General features: G+C 35.1%; 21 protein-coding genes, 2 pseudogenes and 1 riboswitch. Of the genes and pseudogenes, 20 read left to right on the forward strand and 3 right to left on the reverse strand.

The window, feature by feature from the left end:
- Positions 1-270: 270 nt before the first annotated feature.
- From Q9306_RS12570 to Q9306_RS12580, 3 genes are all read left to right on the forward strand, one after another.
- A complete protein-coding gene (locus Q9306_RS12570) occupies positions 271-1,965 on the forward strand; it encodes a M3 family oligoendopeptidase (protein WP_306198882.1) in 1,695 nt (564 codons plus the stop codon).
- A 143-nt stretch (positions 1,966-2,108) separates the two neighbouring features.
- Positions 2,109-2,642: a DinB family protein gene (locus Q9306_RS12575; RefSeq protein ID WP_306198884.1), complete on the forward strand. Its 534-nt coding sequence runs from the start codon at positions 2,109-2,111 to the stop codon at positions 2,640-2,642.
- Positions 2,643-2,904: 262 nt separating this feature from the next.
- Positions 2,905-3,021 (forward strand): DUF6254 family protein, encoded by a 117-nt coding sequence (locus Q9306_RS12580; RefSeq protein ID WP_306198885.1) that lies wholly within the window; start codon positions 2,905-2,907, stop codon positions 3,019-3,021.
- 10 nt (positions 3,022-3,031) lie between these two features.
- On the opposite strand, the gene Q9306_RS12585 is transcribed toward Q9306_RS12580, so the two are convergent.
- Positions 3,032-4,240, reverse strand: a complete 1,209-nt coding sequence (locus Q9306_RS12585) for an ATP-binding protein (protein WP_306199012.1) — start codon at positions 4,238-4,240, stop codon at positions 3,032-3,034.
- A gap of 435 nt (positions 4,241-4,675) precedes the next feature.
- Positions 4,676-4,719, forward strand: a riboswitch (PreQ1 riboswitch).
- A 96-nt stretch (positions 4,720-4,815) separates the two neighbouring features.
- On the opposite strand from Q9306_RS12585, the gene queC reads away from it, so the two are divergent.
- From queC to queF, 4 genes are read left to right on the forward strand one after another with little or no spacing between them, the layout of a single operon-like run.
- Positions 4,816-5,478 (forward strand): 7-cyano-7-deazaguanine synthase QueC, encoded by a 663-nt coding sequence (gene queC, locus Q9306_RS12590; RefSeq protein ID WP_371932381.1) that lies wholly within the window; start codon positions 4,816-4,818, stop codon positions 5,476-5,478.
- A complete protein-coding gene (gene queD, locus Q9306_RS12595; protein ID WP_306198889.1) occupies positions 5,478-5,972 on the forward strand; it encodes a 6-carboxytetrahydropterin synthase QueD in 495 nt (164 codons plus the stop codon). The genes queC and queD overlap by 1 nt, the downstream gene beginning before the upstream one ends.
- Positions 5,965-6,681 carry a 7-carboxy-7-deazaguanine synthase QueE gene (queE, locus tag Q9306_RS12600; RefSeq protein WP_306198892.1) on the forward strand — a complete coding sequence of 239 codons (717 nt, stop codon included), beginning with the start codon at positions 5,965-5,967 and terminating at the stop codon, positions 6,679-6,681. The genes queD and queE overlap by 8 nt, the downstream gene beginning before the upstream one ends.
- Before the next feature lie 18 nt (positions 6,682-6,699).
- Entirely contained in the window at positions 6,700-7,197 is a 498-nt protein-coding gene (gene queF / locus Q9306_RS12605; protein WP_035435424.1) for a preQ(1) synthase, read from the forward strand.
- Positions 7,198-7,232: 35 nt separating this feature from the next.
- On the opposite strand, the gene Q9306_RS12610 is transcribed toward queF, so the two are convergent.
- Positions 7,233-7,418, reverse strand: coding sequence for a YkvS family protein (locus Q9306_RS12610; protein ID WP_306198896.1), 186 nt, complete (start codon positions 7,416-7,418; stop codon positions 7,233-7,235).
- A 211-nt stretch (positions 7,419-7,629) separates the two neighbouring features.
- Between Q9306_RS12610 and Q9306_RS12615 the strand changes: the two genes are divergently transcribed.
- Positions 7,630-7,788 (forward strand): hypothetical protein, encoded by a 159-nt coding sequence (locus tag Q9306_RS12615; RefSeq protein ID WP_306198899.1) that lies wholly within the window; start codon positions 7,630-7,632, stop codon positions 7,786-7,788.
- A gap of 192 nt (positions 7,789-7,980) precedes the next feature.
- Entirely contained in the window at positions 7,981-8,580 is a 600-nt protein-coding gene (locus Q9306_RS12620) for a histidine phosphatase family protein (RefSeq protein WP_306198901.1), read from the forward strand.
- A 62-nt stretch (positions 8,581-8,642) separates the two neighbouring features.
- Here Q9306_RS12620 and Q9306_RS12625 read toward each other — a convergent pair whose 3' ends face one another.
- Positions 8,643-9,200: a GNAT family N-acetyltransferase gene (locus Q9306_RS12625; RefSeq protein WP_306198902.1), complete on the reverse strand. Its 558-nt coding sequence runs from the start codon at positions 9,198-9,200 to the stop codon at positions 8,643-8,645.
- Between the two features lie 113 nt (positions 9,201-9,313).
- Here Q9306_RS12625 and Q9306_RS12630 point away from each other — a divergent pair, with 113 nt between their 5' ends.
- The 11 genes and pseudogenes from Q9306_RS12630 to Q9306_RS12680 all read left to right on the forward strand — a co-directional run bounded on the left by Q9306_RS12630 (position 9,314) and on the right by Q9306_RS12680 (position 18,135).
- Entirely contained in the window at positions 9,314-9,508 is a 195-nt protein-coding gene (locus Q9306_RS12630) for an abortive phage infection protein (protein ID WP_306198904.1), read from the forward strand.
- Positions 9,509-9,573: 65 nt separating this feature from the next.
- Positions 9,574-9,891, forward strand: coding sequence for a hypothetical protein (locus Q9306_RS12635; RefSeq protein ID WP_306198906.1), 318 nt, complete (start codon positions 9,574-9,576; stop codon positions 9,889-9,891).
- 392 nt (positions 9,892-10,283) lie between these two features.
- Positions 10,284-10,643, forward strand: coding sequence for a class Ib ribonucleoside-diphosphate reductase assembly flavoprotein NrdI (gene nrdI, locus Q9306_RS12640; protein ID WP_306198908.1), 360 nt, complete (start codon positions 10,284-10,286; stop codon positions 10,641-10,643).
- Positions 10,630-11,394, forward strand: a pseudogene (locus Q9306_RS12645) (ribonucleotide reductase N-terminal alpha domain-containing protein); the annotation flags it as partial. The gene nrdI and the pseudogene Q9306_RS12645, both read left to right, overlap by 14 nt.
- Positions 11,395-11,743: 349 nt before the next feature.
- Positions 11,744-13,063: pseudogene (locus tag Q9306_RS12650) on the forward strand (ribonucleoside-diphosphate reductase subunit alpha); the annotation flags it as partial.
- A gap of 188 nt (positions 13,064-13,251) precedes the next feature.
- A complete protein-coding gene (gene nrdF / locus Q9306_RS12655) occupies positions 13,252-14,220 on the forward strand; it encodes a class 1b ribonucleoside-diphosphate reductase subunit beta (RefSeq protein ID WP_306198910.1) in 969 nt (322 codons plus the stop codon).
- A 358-nt stretch (positions 14,221-14,578) separates the two neighbouring features.
- Entirely contained in the window at positions 14,579-14,968 is a 390-nt protein-coding gene (locus tag Q9306_RS12660; protein WP_306198912.1) for a GntR family transcriptional regulator, read from the forward strand.
- Positions 14,956-15,654, forward strand: coding sequence for an ABC transporter ATP-binding protein (locus Q9306_RS12665; protein WP_306198914.1), 699 nt, complete (start codon positions 14,956-14,958; stop codon positions 15,652-15,654). Before Q9306_RS12660 ends, Q9306_RS12665 begins: the two co-directional genes overlap by 13 nt.
- The gene (locus Q9306_RS12670) at positions 15,651-16,442 is read left to right on the forward strand and encodes an ABC transporter permease (RefSeq protein ID WP_306198915.1); all 792 of its coding nucleotides are present in this window, start codon (positions 15,651-15,653) and stop codon (positions 16,440-16,442) included. Before Q9306_RS12665 ends, Q9306_RS12670 begins: the two co-directional genes overlap by 4 nt.
- Before the next feature lie 14 nt (positions 16,443-16,456).
- Positions 16,457-17,359 (forward strand): ABC transporter ATP-binding protein, encoded by a 903-nt coding sequence (locus Q9306_RS12675; RefSeq protein WP_306198917.1) that lies wholly within the window; start codon positions 16,457-16,459, stop codon positions 17,357-17,359.
- Positions 17,359-18,135, forward strand: coding sequence for an ABC transporter permease (locus Q9306_RS12680; protein ID WP_306198919.1), 777 nt, complete (start codon positions 17,359-17,361; stop codon positions 18,133-18,135). The genes Q9306_RS12675 and Q9306_RS12680 overlap by 1 nt, the downstream gene beginning before the upstream one ends.
- The last annotated feature ends 71 nt before the right edge of the window (positions 18,136-18,206 follow it).

Here is an 18,206-nt window from a genome sequence, read left to right on the forward strand (position 1 = left end):
TCAAAGTTTTTATTATTTCTGCTATCCGTGAGCAGAAAAAACGCTCTTTATATAAGTTTAAAAAGCGACATAAAATCTCTTTTTTTAGAGGGAGACGAGAGGATTTGTCCGCGCATAGAAGCGGTCATGATGTATGTCGGAAAATGAAAATGAATATATAGTACTCCCGGCAATAAGTAGGATGAAATTTATTAATGAATAAAGGGAATTTACGAAATATATGGAATTATAGTAAGGGAATGTTTTTTAGAAAAGAAAGGGGTTATTTGTATGTCGTTTGAGAATTATGCATATAAACGTCCGAATATGGATGAAGTGAAAGACAGATTTGCGGAGACTTTACAACAGTTTAAGAGTGCTAAAACAGTGGAAGAACAAAAAGAAGTAATTGCACAGATTAATGAAATCCGTAATGATTTTAGCACGATGTATAACGTATGTTATATTCGTCATAGTGTCGATACGACGGATGAATTTTATAAGGAAGAACAAGATTTCTTTGATGAATATTCACCAATTGTGAAGGGATATGTGACAAAATATTACGAAGCATTAACACAATCTCCATTTCGAAAACAATTAGAAGAATATTATGGCATACAGTTATTTGCACTTGCAGAGGCTGAAATGAAAACATATTCAGATGAAGTAGTTGCAGATTTACAGTTAGAAAACAAATTGTCTTCTGGGTACACACAGTTAATAGCGGCAGCTAAAATTTCATTTGAAGGTGAAGAAAGAACATTATCACAACTTGTTCCGTTTATGGAGAACAGAGATCGTAATATGCGTAAACAAGCAAGTGAAGCATATTATGGATTTTTAGCGGAGCATGAAGAAGAGTTAGATCGTATTTATGATGAACTTGTTAAAGTTAGAACAACGATTGCGAAGAAACTTGGTTTTAACAATTTTGTTGAGCTTGGATATGCAAGAATGTACCGTACAGACTACAATGCAGAGATGGTTGCGAATTTCCGCAAACAAGTACTTGATTATATTGTACCTGTTGCAACTGAACTTAGACAAAAACAACAGGCTCGTATTGGAGTGGAGAAGCTTGCTTATTATGATGAGAATTTTGAATATCCATCTGGTAATGCAGTGCCAAAAGGTGATGCGGATTGGATTGTGAATCATGGCAAAACGATGTATAGAGAACTATCAGAAGAAACAAATACATTTTTTAATTTTATGTTAGAAAATAATTTATTAGATCTTGTTGCGAAAAAAGGAAAAGCTGGCGGAGGCTATTGTACATATATTGAAAATTATAAAGCACCGTTTATTTTCTCAAACTTTAACGGGACGTCTGGTGACATTGATGTGTTAACGCATGAAGCAGGGCATGCTTTCCAGGTATATGAAAGCCGTCACTATGAAATTCCAGAGTATAACTGGCCAACATATGAGGCGTGTGAAATTCATTCAATGAGTATGGAATTTTTCACATGGCCATGGATGAATTTATTCTTTGAAGAAGATGTAGAGAAATATTATTTCTCACATTTAAGTTCAGCGTTGCTATTTTTACCATATGGTGTATCTGTTGATGAATTCCAGCATTTTGTATATGAACATCCAGAAGCATCACCGGCTGAGCGCAAAGAAGCGTGGCGTAATATTGAAAGAAAGTACTTGCCACATCGTGATTATGAGGAAAATGATTATTTAGAGCGCGGTGGCTTTTGGCAACGTCAAGCACATATTTATAACTCACCATTTTATTACATTGACTATACGTTAGCACAGATTTGTGCGTTCCAATTTTGGAAACGTTCAAGAGAGAATCGTCAAGAGGCATGGGAAGATTATGTTCATCTTTGCCGTCAAGGCGGTAGTAAATCATTCTTACAATTAGTTGAAACAGCTAATTTAACATCACCATTTGCTGATGGGTGTGTGAAAGGTGTAATCGATGAGATTCACGGTTGGTTAAATGGAGTAGATGACACAGAATTGTAAAAAATATGCATTAGTTTTTATGAATTTGCAATCGACAATTATTTGGGAAAATGAGATAATGAAAGAAAATTTAGAATAATAAAACTTAAGGGGTGTTTCTTGAAAAGAAGCGCCTCTTTTTAACCAAATAAGGGGGGAGAAATATGATGCAATCATATGCAAATATGAATATGGAAACGTTGTTACGTGGGATGGCGTCTACGAGACAGAAACTTTTATCAGAAATTGAAATGTTAACTGATACAGAAATTAATATGAAACCGCGCCGTGATAAATGGAGCATTATGCAAGTGTTACATCACCTTCATCTTGTTGAACAATCTGTTACATCTGCTATTGTGTATGCGCTTCATAAAACTGAAAGAAAAGTTGTGCCACCAAAAGACCTTCAAGCTACACTCGATCGAACAAGAAAGAGAGAAGCCCCTCAACAAATGCAACCAACAGAAACGTTAATGAAAAAAGCACAAATGATACAATTGCTGAAAAGTTCAAGAGAAAAGCTTTTACATGTTCTTCATAGCATTGTAAATGAAAAAGAACTATTTGAAAAATCGCTCAAACATCCTGTATTTGATGAGCTTAATTTATATCAATGGGTGCAATTCTTAGACTTACACGAACAGCGCCATCTTACACAGTTAAAAGAAGCAAAACATGCCATTTTACAAAGGTAAAGTGAAACTTCCATCAGTGGTGTTCTGATGGTTAGTTGAACCAATCGGGCATTTAGGGGCAGTGATCCTCACCTATCTTCTTTGTTTCTCTCTGAATATTGGTGAGGGTCATACTGCCCGTTACTGCGGGATAAAGTGAAACTTCCATCAGTTAATTTGTTAGCTGATGGATTTTTTGTATTTTTAGCATCATTCAGTATATGTATATTCCTACTTCATATGTTGGAACATATATAAGGACATCTGAAAAGGAGTTGAAATAATGGGAAATAAAAAACGGGAGCAAGAGAGGCAATGGAGAGCCCGAAAAGAACAGAAGCAGCCGCATGGGAAAGTGAAGACTTTTGCGGAACTTGTAGATGAAACAAAAAAAACGTGATGCGCCTGCATCACGTTTTTTTTGTTAAGGGAAATGTAAGGAGAAAAGTTGTACCAATATTTTTCTTACTAGTAATGTCAATTTTACCATTCATTGCTTTTATAATACTAAAGACAACCATCATTCCAAGGCCTGTTCCTTTTTCTTTTGTAGAGTAGAAAGGGGAACCGAGACGTTTTACTTGTTCGGTACTCATGCCGATTCCGGTATCTTGAATATGTAATTGGATATGTTTATTAGCGGGTGTTACAGTAAATGTAAGGTCACCGCCGTTTGGCATTGCTTCAATACAGTTTTTTAAAATGTTTAAAAGGCATTGATTGAGCTTTTGTTTTTCTCCCATTATATAAAATGTTTTACTTTGTTTCGTATAATGTATACGAACGTTAGAAAGGTTTGCTAATGGTGTCATGAGTGTAATTGCATGAAGTAATTCTTCTTCTAACTGTAATAGTTGTACTTTTTCAATACTTGGTTTTGCAAATGTTAAGTAGTCTGTTAATACATGGTTTGCTTGATCGATACCGCCCATAGCGATGTCTAAATATAAAAGTTTTTCTTGTTCTGAACAGTTTTTTGATTGTAGTAATTGAAGGAATCCTCTTGTTGATGTAAGAGGGTTTCGAATTTCATGTGAAATAGAAGCAGCCATCTCACCGATGAGTTGAAATTTTTCGGCGTTTACAAGTTCTTGTGCAAGACGGACTTGTGATTGTAAAACTTCCATTAAATATAAAATTAAAATTGTTCCTATAATTGTGCATAACTCATATGTAACAAAATAAGGTGTATAGTCCTTTGGGTTTGGAGCGATAGATAGAAAATAGGGAATCCAGCCACTGCCGTATATAAGGCTGTAAAAAAAAGCCAAATACATTTTTGTTTTGATTTTCCCTTTTATGTATACTTTGTATGTTGTGATGAGAAAAATGTACAACATAAAAGATGCAATAAGAGAAGGGATGAACCCGCTGCCGCCAATAAAAAAACGATAAATGTTCATAACACCTAAAATTGCACCACCTGCGAATGGTCCTCCAGATAATGTGCCGACAACAAGCACAATATGTCGGAAGTCAAATTGAAAACCGTATTCAACTTTTGCAGCAAACGACATACAAACAATAGTAGTAAGGCTGCAAGAGAGAATAAATACAAATGAATTGAGCCTTGGAGAGCGATTTCCTTTTTCGCTCCAAAACAAATGATAAATTAGCATTGTGACTAAAATAAATAATATATTTATGAAGAGGTACATAATAAAAAGCTTCAGCTTTAAAACCTCCTTGTAGCGAGAAATAAAAGGGTTGATATCTACATATAAATACAAATTGAAAAAATGACATAAAAACCCCTCTCTTTTTAGTGGGGACGAAAGCATCTGGCCATGCATTGAAGCGGTCAGTTCCTTTTCCTACCACGTGCAAAGTTTAAAACAAAGAGAGAAAGCAAGTAGCGGGCATGTTTTGTTCTGGGGAGCAGCGACTTAGATGTCGGAAAATTAAAATGGATTTATATAAATCATCATACTATTAATATGGAAAAAAATGAAATGTTATTTTTAGAAAAGACAGAAAAAATAGACGTTTTTCACTCGTATACTCGGTGTGTTACAATGTAAGGTGCAAGTTAAAGAAGACAATCCATGCCTAGCATGGGAGAGGTTCGCGAACTCCCTCTATAAAAAACTAAGAAGAGAACAATGTCCTTTTTGATATTGTTTTGTTTTTTTTAGTATGACAGTTCAAGAACGCTCTTTCTTCTTGTAATCGAAAAAAGAGGAGAATGAGTGAAATGAAAAAGGAAAAAGCGGTTGTTGTTTTTAGCGGTGGTCAAGATAGTACAACATGTTTATTTTGGGCACTTGAACAGTTTGAAGAAGTAGAAACAGTGACGTTTGATTATAATCAACGTCATAAACTCGAAATTGACTGTGCTGCGGAAATCGCAAAAGAACTAGGTGTAAAGCATACTGTACTTGATATGAGCTTGTTAAATCAGCTCGCTCCTAATGCATTAACACGTACAGATATGGAAATTACACATGAAGATGGCGAGTTGCCGTCGACATTTGTGGATGGACGTAACCTATTGTTTTTATCGTTTGCGGCTGTACTAGCGAAACAAGTAGGGGCACGTCATATCGTAACAGGTGTGTGTGAAACAGACTTTAGTGGTTATCCAGATTGCCGTGATGTATTTGTGAAATCGTTAAACGTTACATTAAATTTATCGATGGATTATCCATTCGTTATTCATACACCACTTATGTGGATTGATAAAGCAGAAACGTGGAAACTGGCAGATGAACTTGGAGCTTTTGAATTTGTCCGTGAAAAAACGTTAACGTGCTATAACGGAATTATTGGTGATGGCTGCGGTGAATGTCCAGCGTGTCAGCTTCGTAAAGCAGGACTTGATAAATATGTACAAGAACGTGAAGGAGCGAAAGCATAATGACACAAGACTTCTTTGGATTTCGCATTGTTGAAAATTTACAAAAAATAGATCAGGATATCGAGCGTAAGCAACTGAAGTATCATAATAAGCGTGTTATGGTTAGTAAAGAATTTACGTTTGATGCTGCCCATCATCTGCACTGTTATGAAGGGAAATGTAAAAACCTTCATGGACATACGTATAAAGTAATTTTTGGAATTAGTGGTTATGTCAATGAAATTGGCTTAACGATTGATTTTGGTGATATAAAAGAAATTTGGAAAAATGAAATTGAAATATATTTAGATCATCGTTACTTAAATGAAACACTTCCAGCTATGAATACAACTGCTGAAAATATGGTTGTATGGATTTTTGAGAAAATGGAAGAGGCACTAACAAAAGGTGATCGACAAAATGAATATAAAGGGGCGCGTGTTGAGTTTGTGCGCTTATTTGAAACACCAACAAGCTATGCAGAAGTAAGACGGGAGTGGATGATTGGTGAGTAACATTCCTGTTTTGGAAATATTTGGACCGACAATTCAAGGAGAAGGAATGGTTGTTGGCCAAAAAACAATGTTTGTTCGTACAGCAGGTTGTGATTATAGCTGTGCATGGTGTGATTCTGCATTTACATGGGATGGTTCTGCGAAAGAGCAAATTCGTCAAATGTCGCCAGAAGAGATTTTTTCTGAACTCGTGCAAATTGGTGAGGAAAATTTCTCACATGTAACCATTTCTGGTGGAAACCCTGCATTGTTGAAGCATTTAGGAGAATTGATCTCTTTATTAAAAAAGAACGGCATTCGTACAGCAATTGAAACGCAAGGAAGTAAATGGCAAGATTGGTTACTTCATATAGATGAGGTGACAATTTCGCCGAAGCCGCCGAGTTCAAAGATGTCAACGAATTTTAGTATGTTAGATTCAATTATCGAGCGGTTAGATGGAAAAGAGTTTAGCTTAAAAGTAGTTGTATTTGATGATCAAGATTTTGTATATGCAAAAGAAGTGCATGAACGTTATCCGCACGTTCCGTTTTTCTTACAAGTTGGAAATGATGATACGAAGACGACGGATGATGTTTCATTAATTCAGCGTCTTCTTATGAAATATGAGTGGCTTATTGATAAAGCTGTGCAATGTAAGGAAATGAATGATGCAAAAGTATTACCGCAGCTCCACGCTTTAGTGTGGGGAAATAAACGCGGTGTGTAAGTGAAGGGAGATTTTTAGATGACTGGAAGAAAAGATGAAGATTTAAAAGATGTAACATTATTAGGAAATCAAAATACAAAATATTTATTTGAATATAGCCCAGAAATTTTAGAGACGTTTGATAATAATCATCCAAATCGTGATTATTTTGTAAAATTTAATTGTCCAGAGTTCACAAGTTTATGTCCGAAAACAGGTCAACCAGATTTTGCGACAATTTATATTAGCTATATTCCAGAACAAAAAATGGTAGAGAGTAAATCTTTAAAGTTATATTTATTTAGTTTCCGTAACCATGGAGATTTCCATGAAGATTGTATGAATGTCATTATGAATGACTTAATTAAACTGATGGATCCACGCTATATCGAAGTGTGGGGCAAGTTTACACCGCGTGGTGGTATTTCTATTGATCCATATTGTAACTATGGACGTCCTGGTACAAAATATGAAAAAATGGCTGAATATCGTTTAATGAATCACGATTTATATCCAGAAACAGTAGATAATCGTTAAGAAAAGAGGGGGCTTGCCCCCTCTTTTCTAGTATTCTATGTATGTTGTGTAATAATAGTATAGTTTTTATGATTGACAACAGTAAGAGGTTCCAAATCTAAATCTCTAAAGTTATCCATAATTGTTACATCAACGATAACGGAGTTTGTATTTACTTTTTGAACGCGCCCTTGTAAACCGTTTTTAAATTCAATGATATCTCCAGTTTCTGCAATTTTCATAAGCAACTCTCCTTGTTACATTTTTACGAAAAAGAGAACAAGTTTCGTTCTTTTTGTATTTCTTTTTATTTTGAACGATATTTTCTATTTTGTAAATGTTTCCATGATATTTTTTTGAAAAAAATACTAATTTTTCACAATTAATTTATAGTAAGATTCTCACATTTATTGTAAGGTGAATATAGGAGTGTTATGAAACGGAGACGATAAAATGGTATTTGAGATTGTGGGGAGCTTTATAGCTATTGTGTTGTTTTTATTTGCATATACGAAATTAAAAGTGATTCGTGAACATGGAACATACATATACTATGAGGGAGCTGATAGTATTTCTTCTCTTTCTAGTCATGAAGATGGAAGTGCTGAATGATATAAGTGTGTTTCTAGATAAATCTAAATTAAAAAATCGACATAAAAATCCTTTCTTTTTTAGGCAAGGTTTAAAACAAGAGGAGAAAGCAAGTAGCAGTCATGCTGTATTCTGCATAGCAGAGCTAGACAAAGATGGCGGAAGATTAAAATGGATATATATTAGGAAAATATTGAACGGGGAGTGAGAAAGATGCAAATTTCTTTCATACGTCATGGAAGCTCTAATGTTCAAAAGAAAGCGATTACAGTGCAGGGATTTCAAGGGTGGCAGCAAAGATACGAGAATGAAGATATTATGAGAGAAATGGAAATTCCAATTAAAACGATGGAAGTCGTTGAATCCTCTAAATTTATCGTATCGAGTGATCAAAAAATAGCTGTTCAATCAGCCACGATGTTGACTAGCAATGTTATGTTTATACAGAATCCGCTTTTTCGTGAAGCGGCTGTTCCTTCTCTTCTACCTGTTCCGAAATGGGTAAAGTGTAAACCGGAAGTATGGCTGTTTTTGGGCAGGGCGCTATGGACGATTGGTTATTCGAAGGATGTTGAATCCTATGTAGAAGTACAAAGAAGAGCAAAACAAGCGGCCGATGTGTTAGTTGGATATGCAAATGTATATCAGCGGGTTTCCCTTGTTGGGCATAGTTATTTTAATACGATGATCGGGAAAGAGTTACGTATGCGGGGGTGGCGCGGACCACTGCTATTTCAAAATAAACCGTGGGGATGTACAATTTATACTTTTCATGAAGTAATGGAAGGAAATGCATTTGTAACATATACATAAAGGTGTCATACTCTATATATAATACAACGGCACAATTATGAAATAATAATTGTGCCGTTGTATTATATATGTTTAACTAGATGGGCATATGGTTCGCCCACAAGCATAAGTGTGTTATCTTGTGTATAGCCGAGTTTTTTATAAAGAGAAAACGCAGGTTTGTTTTCTAAGTTTACTAGCAATGAGATTTTCTCATGCCCTTCTTCTTGAGCGTATGTTTCAGCTGCAAGAATTAAATTTGAACCGATACCTTGTCCACCATATGTAGATGAAACAGATAGAGTATCAATATAATATTCATCTTCTTCTGCTTCTTTTTCTAATATAATAGAAGAATCTTGTTTCATGTCTCGTAACTGTTTTACAATTGGTTCATCTAGTTGAGTTGCTTCACTTCCGTGGTAGGCTACAATAATACCAACAGCCTTTCCATCTCGTTCTTCAACAAAACAATTTTCATAACTAAGTCGGTTTTCTTTTTTCGAAAACCAATATTCTAAACCTTCTAAAACTTCCGTTTCATTTGTGCCACCTGTTAATTTTTCAGCAATTTCATGCAGTGCGTTGTACAATAATGGAGATATTGCTTGAGCATCTGTTTGTTTTGCTTTCCGAATCATGTTATCCCTCCTAGTGTCCATTTTATTGTATCATAAGAGTTAGGATGATAAGAAATGATTTGCTATATATAGAAGTAGTCGTGAACTAAAAATACGACAGAGAGGTGATTAGTATGGATAAACAACAAGTAAATATGATTTTAGATCAGCTGAAAAATAATGAAATACAAGAATACATTGTAACAAAAGAAGTGTTTTATACATTTCGTGAAGTTTTAGTAGAGCGAGAAGACTTTAAACATTTTCGAGGTAACGCACAGCATGGCGGGAAAATCATTTATACATATATGGAAATGCCGCGCTCGTAAGGAAAAGAATTACCTATTAAAACTGCTTGCGAAAAGTCGGATAATGAGAAGGGAGAGGAGTTTATTTGGGAGAGTTTAAGCAAGGAATACTTCCGCACTGGGACTGTTTTTGGAAAGATGAAAAAGGAAGAAAATTTGTTGGGATGGTTATGTTTCCAGAAAAGCGAAAGCGAATGAAGGAAATCATAGGGCAATTAAAAAAAGCATATGAACAAGAACGAAGTGTGCTTGTAGTAGCAAGACTTCAAAATTCGATTCAAAAAGTTAAAGGTACGATTGCGTATTTCGATGAAGAATCACCTGTTTTTACGATGCAATGTAAAGATGAGATTTTCTATCATATATTTTTGAGTGATATCGTGCGCGTAGAACATCAAGAATAAGAGTATACATACAAATGAAACGATAGAAAAAATGTGTAACCGGTTTCGAACAGTTTCTAATAGGGAAACTGTTCGTTTTTTTATGACAAATGATCAATAGTTTTCGCATGTATGTTTCTTTTTTTGACAATTTGATACGATGAACTTTTTTGGAAATGTGGGTAAATCCGTTGACAACTTTTTTGAAATACACTTTATTGACATGTGTTTTAGAATGTTGTTTCATATTCTTTGTATTGAAAAAAGATCGGCCTTTTTTGTCGAAAAAACAAATTTTTAAAAAGAAAGAAATTATACATATATCTTGTGTCCTTTTTTAAAAAGTAATACAATATATAGAGAATTCATCAAGAACGAACATGATGTAAAAAGATGTAAAAGGAGGGTCGGAGATGTTAATTGCATATGATTCTATGACAGGAAACGTGAAGCGTTTCATTCACAAATTAAATATGCCGGCCGTTCAAATTAATGAAAATCTCGTATTAGATGAAGAATATGTCCTTATTACGTATACAACAGGTTTTGGAAATGTGCCGGAACGTGTTTTGCAATTTTTAGAGCGTAATCATGAACGCTTGAAAGGAGTAGCTGCAAGCGGAAATCGCAATTGGGGAGATATGTTTGGAGCAAGTGCAGACAAAATTGCAACGAGATATGAAGTGCCGGTTGTATCAAAATTTGAGTTATCTGGAACAAATAAAGATGTAGAATTTTTTAAAGAGAGGGTGCTGGAGATTGCGACACATTGAATTGAATAATGAGATCACGCAAATGCAGGACGGGTTCTATCAGCTTCACAAAGATAAAGAGGCACTGGCTGTCTTTATGGAAGAGGCGAAAGAGAATACCGTTCGTTTTGATAGCGTGGCAGAACGCATCGAGTATATGTTAGAGCATGACTACTACTATGATGTGTTAAGCGAATATAAGATGGACGAGGTGGAAGCTGTATACGATATCGCATATGGCGAAAAGTTTGAGTTTCAATCTTATATGGCAGCATCTAAGTTTTATAAAGATTACGCGTTAAAAACGAATGATCAAAAGCAATACTTAGAAAGTTATCCTGATCGCGTAGCAATTGTATCGTTATACTTAGGACGAGGAAACGTAGAGAAGGCGAAACAATTCGCAAGCATGATTGTCAAACAAAACTATCAACCAGCGACACCAACCTTTTTAAATGCAGGTAGAAGCAGAAGAGGAGAAATGGTGTCTTGTTTCTTGTTAGAGATGGACGACAGCTTAAACTCGATTGGGTTTAATATTAATACAGCAATGCAGTTATCAAAAATCGGTGGCGGCGTAGCGCTCAGCTTGAGCAAACTACGAGCACGTGGTGAGCAAATTAAAGGTATTGAAAATGCAGCAAGTGGTGTCGTACCAGTTATGAAATTACTTGAAGATTCGTTTTCGTATGCGAATCAGTTGGGCCAACGAAAAGGTGCCGGCGCTGTATATTTAAATATTTTCCATTGGGACATTATTGAGTTTTTGGATTAATTGGTAGTCCCTCTATACAGTAATGTATATGAGAAAACCTTGTGAACCTAGCCATTAGGGTGTCGCATTAGCGGCTAACGGTATCAGTTGAATAAGGAGTAAAGAAAAAGCTCGCGAAGAAGCTGACTAAGAGAGCCTACGGTCCATTATAAGTGGATAGCAGGTAATACCGTGCCAAGCTTGTTAGAAGTTGTTATCTAGCAAGAAGGTGTAGAGACTATCGAACGCGCGTCAATAGACGAAAGCAAGTAGAGTAGGCTGGAGATAGGCACCAGTCGAAGTGCAAGGCAGCCAGTTACAGGTTGATGATATAGTCCAACCTTCATAGAAATATGAAGACACGTTGACCAAAAAAATAAATGCCGACGAGAAGAGCCGTATTCAATCTCTTTCCATCGGAATTATCGTTCCAAGCAAGTTCTTTGAGCTTGCTGAGAAAAACGAACCATTCCATGTTTTCGCGCCTTATACAGTGTATAAAGAGTACGGAAAACATTTAGACGATATCGATATTGATGAAATGTATGACGAACTGATGAGCAATCCAAATATCAAAAAGAAACCACTTGATATTAGTGCGCGCGATATGCTCATTAAAATTGCAATGATTCAGCTTGAGTCTGGCTATCCATACTTAATGTTTAAATCAAATGCGAATAAGCAACATCCGTTAAAGGGTATTGGAACTGTGAAGATGTCGAATCTTTGTACAGAAATCTTCCAGCTACAAGAAACATCTGAAATAAATGATTATGGTACAGATGACATTATCCGCCGCGATATTAATTGTAATTTAGGTTCACTAAATATCGTAAACGTGATGGAGAATAAAGAAATACGTGAAGCGGTTCATGCGGGAATGGAAGCTTTAACAGCTGTTTCTGATATGACAATTATTCCAAATGCACCGACTGTGAAAAAAGCAAATGAGGAGCTTCATTCTGTCGGTCTTGGAGCAATGAACCTACACGGTTATTTAGCGAAAAATAAAATCGCTTATGAAAGTGCAGATGCGAAAGAATTCGCTCGTACGTTCTTTATGATGCTGAATTATTACTCCATCGAAAAGAGTATGGAAATTGCGAAAGAGAAAGGTGAAACCTTTAAAGACTTTGAGAAGTCAGATTATGCAAATGGCACATACTTTGAGAAGTATGAAACAACGGATTATAGTCCGGTAACTGAGAAAGTACAGCAGTTATTTGAAGGAATCCATGTTCCAACAAAAGAAGATTGGACAAGCTTAAAAGAACAAGTACAGAAACATGGTTTATATAATTCATATAGATTAGCAATTGCTCCGACACAATCGATCAGTTACGTGCAGAATGCCACTTCATCTGTGATGCCGATCGTAAGCCAAATTGAATCTAGAACGTATGCGAATGCAACGACATATTATCCAATGCCGTATTTATCAAAAGATACGTTCTGGTACTATAAATCTTCTTACGATATGAATCAGTTTAAGCTCATTGATTTAATCGCAGAAGTTCAAGAGCATATTGACCAAGGGATTAGTACAATTCTTTATGTAAATAGTGATATTTCTACTCGTGAATTAGCACGTTATTATATTTATGCTCATAAAAAAGGATTAAAGAGCTTGTACTACACAAGAACACGTAAATTAAGTGTGGAAGAGTGTGTAGCCTGCACAGTATAATGCAATCTTTAGTAGAAGAGCATACAGTTGATAGTTATTATAAAAAACAGGATGAGCAGGGTTTAGAAAAACCCTGCTCATGCTAAGTGATCAAAGTTACGTTCTAGCGTGCGGTGAGATTTTCATTATGAAATGGAAGTTTTACCGCACGTTAGAACGATGCAACAATATAATAAAGGGGCGATTCAATGCGCGCGGTAAACTGGAACAAGAAAGAAGACGATTTTAGTTTAATGTTTTGGAAGCAAAACATCGCTCAGTTTTGGACAGAAGAAGAGATCGCTGTTTCTTCTGACAAAAATACGTGGGTGCAGTTATCTAAGGAAGAACAAATTGCTTATAAGCGTGTACTTGGGGGGCTAACACTTCTAGATACGAAGCAAGGCGGCGAGGGAATGCCACTCATTCTTGTGCACCTTGAGAACTTACAAGCAAAAAGTGTGCTTGCGTTCATGGGAGCTATGGAAGAAGTACATGCGAAAAGTTACAGTCATATTTTTACAACACTCGCAACTGAAGAAGAAATTGATGAAATTTTTGAATGGGTAGATACACATCCGTTACTTCAGAAAAAATCAAGTATCATTACAAATTACTACCGTCGTTTATTAAAGCCTCAAGTAACGAAAAAAGAGCTATACATGGCAATGGTAGCAAGTGTGTTCTTAGAAAGCTACTTGTTCTATAGTGGATTCTTCTATCCGCTGTATTTAGCAGGGCAAGGAAAATTAACGGCGAGTGGAGAAATTATAAATTTAATAATCAGGGACGAGTCCATCCACGGCGTATTCGTCGGTATTTTAGCACAGCAAGTGTTTACAGAGCTTTCTGCGGAAGAACAACAAGAAGTACAAAAAGAAACGAAAGATCTGTTATTAGAGCTGTATGACATTGAAACAGCGTATACAGATGAAATTTATACATCGATTGGTCTTGTAGAAGAGGTAAATCGTTTCGTTCGTTACAATGCGAATAAAGGATTAATGAACTTAGGATTAGAACCGCACTTTGAAGAAGAAGAAATTAATCCAATCGTATTAAACGGTTTACGTACGGATACAAAAAACCATGACTTTTTCTCTGTAAAAGGAAATGGTTACGTGAAAGCGACAAATGTTGAAAAATTATCAGATGATGATTTTGTATTTAACTTTTAATAAAGTGAGTGCTCTATATGTATAGGGCACTCTTTTTTTGTGAGAAATAAGTTTACATAACATGGTTATTTCGTATGATTTTGTTGATGATATATTACGAGGAGCAATTATATAAATGCAAATCAAAACCACCTTTCTTTTTAGGTGGGCGAGAGCATTTGGCCATGCATAGAAACGGTTAGGGATTTTACAAGGTTTAAAACAAAAAGAGAAAGCAAGTAATGGACACGTAGTATTTTGTACGGCAGTGACTTATATGTTGAGATATTAAAATAGATATATGTTCCAAATTATTGTTTACATTTTTTGTATCATAGTGTACTATTTGATTAGTACACTAAAACAATAGGAGGAAGAAATGAAAATTGAATTTTCTCCCAACATCCCAATTTACATTCAGGTGATGGAATTTATAAAAAAGGAAATTGTAACAGGTCATTTATCGCCTGGTAGTAAAATTCCCTCTGTACGTGAATTAGCGGGTGAGTTACAAGTGAATCCGAATACAATTCAACGTACATTTCAAGAGCTAGAACGCGAGGGTATCGTTGTGACGCGTAGAGGAATGGGAAGATATGTAGCAACTGAAGGAGAGAAAATTATGGAGCTGCGAAAAGATATGGCGAAAGAGTTGCTTCATGCCTTTATAAATGGAATGAACAACTTAGGGTTTTCAGAAGAGGAAATGTTGTCCATTCTTCATTCTTCATTAGAAGAGAAAAAGGGGGCGGACGAATGCGAGAATTAGTAAAAATAGAAAATTTATGGAAACGTTACGATTTAAAAGCTGTTATTAGAGATGTAAACATTACAATAACAGAAGGAAAAATTATTGGTCTTGTTGGAGATAATGGCAGTGGAAAAACGACGCTACTGAAAATGATTGTCGGTTTACAGCATCCTTCTCAAGGAGATATTTTTGTTTCTGGTAAGAAAGTAAGTCGAGAAACGAAAAAAATTGTTTCATTCATGTCCGACCGTCCTATATTTGAAGAGTGGATGACTGTAAAGGATGCTTTGTTTTTTTATCGTGATTTTTTTGAAGATTTTGATATTCAAAAAGCGGTAGATACAATCGCGAAATTAAAAATTCCATTAGAAGAAAAAATTAATGCTTTATCAAAGGGAATGATAGAAAAACTGCAGCTTATTTTAACCTTTTCAAGACATGCCAAACTATATGTGTTAGATGAGCCGCTGGGCGGAATCGATCTCGTCTCGCGGGAGCATGTACTGGAATTAATTCTTCAATTTTACCGTGAAGATTGTACAATTTTAATTTCTACTCATTTAATTGGTGAAATTGAAAACTTGTTCGATGAAGTGATTTTCTTAAAAGACGGGGAGATTGTTTTATATGAAAATGTAGAAGATCTTCGTTTTCAAAGAGGAAAAGCAATACACGAGTTGTTCAAGGAGGTTTTTGGGCAATGAATCCACTTCTTCATTATTTATATAACTGTAATAAAAAGAAAATATGGGTTATTTACGTAGGGTTTATTACGATTTCGCTTATTCTTTTATTTAATTTTATGGGTTCTGCTAAGCGCATGACTCCAACAAAACAAAATGTAATATTAATTTTGTTTATATTATTATTTAGCATAACAGTATTTTCTATTAGTTTAATAGCCGCCTTATCTTTTCGAAGAATGTTAAAAAATTCTATGATTCGATATACAGCAATTCCTGCTAAAAAATATATATGTGCCAACCTATTGTTTTTTACAATAATGGTTGTTTTACTGTCATTAATAGCTTTAGGATTTGTTCATTTTTTTTCATTAGATATTTACGGGAAAAACACCAATGGAGAGATTCAACGAGCGATGCAATACTTTTATAAATTTGGGTTGCTTCATCATTTCTTTTCTATCTTTTTATGGATTATAGATTTAACTAGTTTCTTGGCTTCTATATATTTTATAATGGCAATTATAAAACTTTTTAATGTGAACTCCTTATTAAGTAAGGTATTATTTTTCTTTTTTTGTGTCATCCTTGGGACAATTCAATTCTATATAACTAACTTTTTACAACATATAGATAAGCGTGTATTTTACGAGAAAAGCATTAGATTGATGGATCAAAATGGTTTTTTTGAAACGTCATTTTATGTTAGTGAAGGGGCAAGTATTTCGTATGTATGCTTTCTTTTGTTATCGACCGTTCTTTTCATATTCATGACATCTTACATCATCGACAAAAAATTAGAAGTTTAAAGGAGGAATAGGCATTGGGAAATGTAGTAGTAAAATTAGAAAATGTACACAAAAAAATAGGTAGTGCTGAAATTATTCGGGGGCTTTCTTTTGAAGTACAGGAAGGGGAAGTGTACGGTTTTCTTGGACCAAATGGGAGCGGGAAGACGACGACAATTCGAATGATGACAGGGCTGATTTCAGTAACAGAAGGCGATATTGCAATTTGTGGTCACAGTATACGTACTGAGCGTGAAAAAGCGCTAGCGTACATTGGAGCGATTGTAGAGAACCCGGAGCTATATGAATATATGACAGGAATGCAAAATTTAAAGCATTTTGCGAATATGGCGGTTACACCAATTCGTAAAGAACGCATTGCTGAAATTGTAAAGCTTGTTGAATTAGAACATGCAATTCAAAAAAAGGTAAAAACATATTCACTTGGTATGAAACAACGTTTAGGGATTGCACAAGCGCTACTACATAATCCGAAAATCTTAATTTTAGATGAGCCGACAAATGGTTTAGATCCAGCAGGAATTCGTGAAATTCGCGATTACTTACAGCGTTTAGCAAAAGAAGAAAACATTGCAGTCATTGTATCCAGTCACTTATTAAGTGAAATTGAACTGATGTGTGATCGTGTCGTTATTATTAAGAATGGACAATTTGTGCAAGAGTATAGTTTACGTGAACAGGTAAAAAGTGATGCCAAGATTATGGTAGCATTTGAAGTGGATCAAGTAGAGAAAGCGAATGAACTGTTAAAAGGAAACATACAAGAAAACAAAATTATTGCATCTGTCATGAGAGAAGAAATTCCGCAGCTTGTGAAAAAATTAGTGTATGATGATGTTCTTGTATACAGTGTAACAGTTCAAAATAAATCATTAGAAGATGAATTCTTAGCAGTTACAGGGGGAGTGAAAGCATAATGATAAAATTAATACAAAATGAATTTTTAAAGTTACATGCGAAAAAGAGTATGTATATTTTGTTAGTCGTGATAGCAGTATTAGAAAGTGCAGGGGCAGTTATTATCAAAAAATGGGCTCCGCCTGAAATCAAAATTGAAGGGTTCATGATGTTTGCAGAGCAAAATATCGGCATGATTGCTACATTTGCAACAATCTTTGGAATTACGCTAGCATCCCGAACAATTACAGAGGAATTTCAAAAAGGGACAATTAAACAGTTATTGATTCGACCAAGAAAACGAGTTACGATCTTATTTTCAAAGTATATTACAGTTCTCTTAGCTATATTATTGGTATGTATTGCTTCTTTACTTACAGCCATGTTAATTGGTCTCATTGCATTTGGCGGGGGCACTGGAGAAATAACTTTTGCAATTTTGTTAAAACGGTTTGTATATAATATTTTACCGATATTCTTTTATCCAACAGTTGCATTCTTGTTAGCTAATGTTTTTAGAAAATCAGTTTTACCATTAGTTATTACACTGTTTTTCTTTTTCTTAGAGGGAATGTTAAAAATGCTAGTATTCCAATTTGCTCAAGGTATAGCAAAATACATTGTAATGTTTCACTTGAATTTAAATATGTATGATAGTAATGTGTTGCTCAGTCAAGGGACCAAACCAATATTTACAGAGTTTAACTTTACAACTTCTTTGTTATTTGTGCTAGCTCATTTTATTATATTGCTCGTTGCTTCCAGTGCATTGTTCCAAAAACGCGATGTGCTATAAAGTGAAACTTCCATCAGTTGGGTGCTTCATCCCAAGTTGATGCGGAATAAAAAATAAATCCTCGCTTAAGC

It is taken from the genome of Bacillus multifaciens, from assembly GCF_030756675.1.
Lineage (GTDB): Bacteria > Bacillota > Bacilli > Bacillales > Bacillaceae_G > Bacillus_A > Bacillus_A multifaciens.

What these genes read in the sequence shown, in the direction of transcription:
- Q9306_RS12570 (WP_306198882.1), top strand. Translation starts at nt 271, where the DNA reads ATGTCGTTTGAGAATTATGCATATAAACGTCCGAATATGGATGAAGTG.
- Q9306_RS12575 (WP_306198884.1), top strand. Translation starts at nt 2,109, where the DNA reads ATGATGCAATCATATGCAAATATGAATATGGAAACGTTGTTACGTGGG.
- Q9306_RS12580 (WP_306198885.1), top strand. Translation starts at nt 2,905, where the DNA reads ATGGGAAATAAAAAACGGGAGCAAGAGAGGCAATGGAGAGCCCGAAAA.
- Q9306_RS12585 (WP_306199012.1), bottom strand. Translation starts at nt 4,240, where the DNA reads ATGCTAATTTATCATTTGTTTTGGAGCGAAAAAGGAAATCGCTCTCCA.
- queC (WP_371932381.1), top strand. Translation starts at nt 4,816, where the DNA reads ATGAAAAAGGAAAAAGCGGTTGTTGTTTTTAGCGGTGGTCAAGATAGT.
- queD (WP_306198889.1), top strand. Translation starts at nt 5,478, where the DNA reads ATGACACAAGACTTCTTTGGATTTCGCATTGTTGAAAATTTACAAAAA.
- queF (WP_035435424.1), top strand. Translation starts at nt 6,700, where the DNA reads ATGACTGGAAGAAAAGATGAAGATTTAAAAGATGTAACATTATTAGGA.
- Q9306_RS12610 (WP_306198896.1), bottom strand. Translation starts at nt 7,418, where the DNA reads ATGAAAATTGCAGAAACTGGAGATATCATTGAATTTAAAAACGGTTTA.
- Q9306_RS12615 (WP_306198899.1), top strand. Translation starts at nt 7,630, where the DNA reads ATGGTATTTGAGATTGTGGGGAGCTTTATAGCTATTGTGTTGTTTTTA.
- Q9306_RS12620 (WP_306198901.1), top strand. Translation starts at nt 7,981, where the DNA reads ATGCAAATTTCTTTCATACGTCATGGAAGCTCTAATGTTCAAAAGAAA.
- Q9306_RS12625 (WP_306198902.1), bottom strand. Translation starts at nt 9,200, where the DNA reads ATGATTCGGAAAGCAAAACAAACAGATGCTCAAGCAATATCTCCATTA.
- Q9306_RS12630 (WP_306198904.1), top strand. Translation starts at nt 9,314, where the DNA reads ATGGATAAACAACAAGTAAATATGATTTTAGATCAGCTGAAAAATAAT.
- nrdI (WP_306198908.1), top strand. Translation starts at nt 10,284, where the DNA reads ATGTTAATTGCATATGATTCTATGACAGGAAACGTGAAGCGTTTCATT.
- nrdF (WP_306198910.1), top strand. Translation starts at nt 13,252, where the DNA reads ATGCGCGCGGTAAACTGGAACAAGAAAGAAGACGATTTTAGTTTAATG.
- Q9306_RS12660 (WP_306198912.1), top strand. Translation starts at nt 14,579, where the DNA reads ATGAAAATTGAATTTTCTCCCAACATCCCAATTTACATTCAGGTGATG.
- Q9306_RS12665 (WP_306198914.1), top strand. Translation starts at nt 14,956, where the DNA reads ATGCGAGAATTAGTAAAAATAGAAAATTTATGGAAACGTTACGATTTA.
- Q9306_RS12670 (WP_306198915.1), top strand. Translation starts at nt 15,651, where the DNA reads ATGAATCCACTTCTTCATTATTTATATAACTGTAATAAAAAGAAAATA.
- Q9306_RS12680 (WP_306198919.1), top strand. Translation starts at nt 17,359, where the DNA reads ATGATAAAATTAATACAAAATGAATTTTTAAAGTTACATGCGAAAAAG.